Source organism: Oliverpabstia sp. (assembly GCF_022785585.1).
In the GTDB taxonomy this organism is placed as follows: domain Bacteria; phylum Bacillota; class Clostridia; order Lachnospirales; family Lachnospiraceae; genus Oliverpabstia; species Oliverpabstia intestinalis.
On sequence record NZ_JALFPR010000040.1, the window covers coordinates 1 to 3,277 of the forward strand.

Below are 3,277 nucleotides of genomic sequence, written 5' to 3' on the forward strand. Positions count from 1 at the left end.
CGGTGCTTGACGCTGCTTTCGCAGCTATCATGATCCACATTCGCCGCTCCCGATGAACAAACTTCGTTTGTTCCCGCTCGCTAACACTCATTATATCATATATAGCATCACCATCAGTGGCATCGTTACGATGCACACCAGGGTGGTAAATACATTGATCGAGCTTGCATACGCAGCATCTCTTTTGTAAAGCTGAGCCATCTGTGTGATCGTTACCGCCGTCGGCGCAATTACTGCCAGCAGGCTGATCAACAGGATCGTTTTTGCATTCTCCATCGGGATCAGCGGTGCCGCCAGTTTCAGGCACAGGGTAATGATTCCCGGCACTACGATCATTTTCAAAAATACGATACCATAGATTCTCCGTTTTCCAAAGACCAGCTTCCAGTCCACACCTGCTAAAAGCATGCCGATCATCACCATACTGATCGGACCGATCATACCCGCAAGGGATGAAGTCATAGAATCAATAATCTCCGGCAGATGGATATTACACAGGAAGAATACCAGTCCTGTCAGAATCGCGATCAGATTGATATTCTGCACGATCTTCTTCAGGTTCACCTGGCGCTGTCCCTGCATCAGGGACTGTCCGTGAGTCCATACAATGATCGTCTGTACGCACAGAAAACCACTGGCATAGATTACCCATTCCTCCCCCAGGATGGACGTGACCAGCGGCAGGATCAGATTACCTGCATTGGAATAAATCAGAGACGCCGTCTCCACTTCATCCATTTTCAGAAGTTTTCTCAGGATTCCACAGACCACAAACAGCACCACATGGATCAGAATCGCCACAGCAACGGCAAGCAGAAAACCATTTCTTATCTTTGTGGAATATTCAATCTGAAAAGCATGGATCGTCACGCAGGGCAAAACCAGATAAATCGTCACCATGGAAAGTACCCTGCTGTCCTCTGTCTTTACGATTCCAAGCTTCACGATCAGAAAACCAAGTCCCATAATCAAAAACAATACAGCAATCTGCTGCATCAGCAATAAAGCAATCACTTTTTCATCCCCCATTATCTTTCCTGTGCTTATTATAAATCTCCTGACTACTTCCTACAATATATTTTTTACCATCCCTGTCTTTTTTCTGTCAAATTCCTCCGTTGTGTGCTATGATGCATATAATTATAAATGGTTACTGTTCACTCCGTTCCCGGTAACACGCTTCGCTGGATATTATATTCCATGCAATACATGACAAACAGAAAGTGAGATTTCTTTATGACATTACCAAACGAATCTTCTTCCCTCACACGGGGCGAGAAAACAAAATACAGACTGGCAGAATCCATGAAGGAATGTATGTGTCACACCCCGGTAGATGCCATCACTGTCCGCCAGATCACAGAGAACTGCGGTCTGACCAGACAGACCTTTTACCGGAACTTCATGGACAAATTTGATCTGATCAACTGGTACTTTGATAAATTACTGATCAAATCCTTTGAATACATGGGACAGGGAAAAACTGTGCAGGAAGGGTTACAGTTGAAATTCTCCTATATTGGGGAAGAAAAAGAATTTTTCCGTGCCGCCTTCCGTTATGACCGGCAGAACTCCCTGCGGGAACATGATTTTCAGCTGATCTTCCGCTTTTATCAGGATCTGATCCAGTTAAAGACCGGCGCTCCGGCATCCGATGATATCCGGTTTCTCCTTGAGATGTACTGCCACGGATCAATCTCCATGACTATCGAATGGGTACTCTCCGGCATGGCAACCTCCCCGGAAGACCTGGCACGCCTGATGGTGGAAGCCATGCCTGCGAAACTTGCAGACCTTTTTGCTTCTTTCGGCATTCTGACGGAATAAAGCAAAAATTTCTTATCAAAATGTTACATTTACCAAATTCTGTAACTTTCTTTTTTTCAAAAACATTGTTAATATAATCACAAAAGAACGGAACATCCGGAAAACGGTGATTCCCAGAAGAAAAGGAGTGTTTGTATTATGGCAAATCGTATCATGTTAAATCAGACTTCTTATCACGGAGCAGGTGCTATTCAGGAGATCGTTAATGAAGCAAAAGCACATGGATTTAAAAAGGCGTTCGTATGCTCCGACCCGGATCTGGTAAAATTCAATGTAACCTCAAAAGTTACCGACCTGTTAAAAGAAAACGGTCTGGACTATGAACTTTACAGCGACATCAAACCAAATCCAACCATTGAAAATGTTCAGCACGGTGTACAGTCCTTCAAGGAATCCGGTGCTGATTATCTGATCGCTATCGGCGGTGGTTCCTCCATGGATACTTCCAAAGCCATCGGTATTATCATCGCGAACCCGGAATTTGAAGATGTCAGAAGTCTCGAAGGTGTGGCTCCGACCAAAAAACCTTGCGTACCGATCATCGCCGTACCTACCACAGCCGGAACTGCTGCGGAAGTAACCATCAACTATGTTGTTACTGATGTGGAAAGAAAACGTAAATTCGTATGTGTTGACCCACACGACATGCCGATCATCGCTGTTGTTGACCCGGAAATGATGTCCTCCATGCCAAAAGGACTGACCGCTTCCACCGGTATGGATGCTCTGACCCATGCCATCGAAGGTTACACCACAAAAGCTGCATGGGAAATGACCGATATGTTCCATCTGAAAGCCATCGAAATCATCTCCCGATCTCTCCGCGGTGCTGTTGAAAACACCAAAGAAGGCCGTGAAGGAATGGCTCTTGGTCAGTATATCGCAGGTATGGGATTTTCCAACGTAGGTCTGGGAATCGCTCATTCCATGGCTCATACTCTTGGTGCTGTTTATGATACCCCACATGGTGTTGCCTGCGCTATGATGCTGCCGATTGTTATGGAATACAACCAGGAATGCACCGGCGAGAAGTATCGTGAGATCGCACGTGCTATGGGTGTGAAAAGTGTCGATGATATGACACAGGAAGAATACAGAAAAGCCGCTATCGATGCTGTCAAAAAACTGTCCGCTGATGTGGGAATCCCATCTGTTCTCGACGCAGTTAAAGAAGACGATCTGCAGTTTCTTGCAGAATCTGCCCACGCAGATGCCTGCGCACCGGGTAACCCAAAAGATGCCAGTGTGGAAGATCTGAAAGACCTGTTCCGTAAGATCATGAAATAAGCAACATTTATTAAACTCTGCAAAAAAAGAGGAAGTCTCCGATATGAGCTTCCTCTTTTTTATTTATCCGGCTTCCCGGATCTTTTTCAGAAATTCCTCCACCGGGAGCGGTCTGGAAAAATAATATCCCTGAATCATATCCACGCCCCACGCTTCCAGAAGT

The 3,277-nt window shown here is 45.5% G+C and carries 3 protein-coding genes; 2 read left to right on the forward strand and 1 reads right to left on the reverse strand.

Going from position 1 to position 3,277, the window contains the following annotated elements; translation table 11 throughout:
* Nucleotides 1-90: 90 nt before the first annotated feature.
* Nucleotides 91-1,029, reverse strand: a complete 939-nt coding sequence (locus MSA64_RS02260) for an AEC family transporter (protein ID WP_287890356.1) — start codon at nt 1,027-1,029, stop codon at nt 91-93.
* 207 nt (nt 1,030-1,236) lie between these two features.
* On the opposite strand from MSA64_RS02260, the gene MSA64_RS02265 reads away from it, so the two are divergent.
* Both MSA64_RS02265 and fucO read left to right on the forward strand, forming a co-directional pair.
* A complete protein-coding gene (locus tag MSA64_RS02265) occupies nt 1,237-1,827 on the forward strand; it encodes a TetR/AcrR family transcriptional regulator (RefSeq protein WP_022171956.1) in 591 nt (196 codons plus the stop codon).
* A gap of 138 nt (nt 1,828-1,965) precedes the next feature.
* Nucleotides 1,966-3,114 (forward strand): lactaldehyde reductase, encoded by a 1,149-nt coding sequence (gene fucO, locus MSA64_RS02270; RefSeq protein ID WP_287890357.1) that lies wholly within the window; start codon nt 1,966-1,968, stop codon nt 3,112-3,114.
* Nucleotides 3,115-3,277 lie beyond the last annotated feature (163 nt).

Coding starts and splice junctions, on each gene's coding strand:
- MSA64_RS02260 (WP_287890356.1), bottom strand. CDS start 1,029: ATGGGGGATGAAAAAGTGATTGCTTTATTGCTGATGCAGCAGATTGCT.
- MSA64_RS02265 (WP_022171956.1), top strand. CDS start 1,237: ATGACATTACCAAACGAATCTTCTTCCCTCACACGGGGCGAGAAAACA.
- fucO (WP_287890357.1), top strand. CDS start 1,966: ATGGCAAATCGTATCATGTTAAATCAGACTTCTTATCACGGAGCAGGT.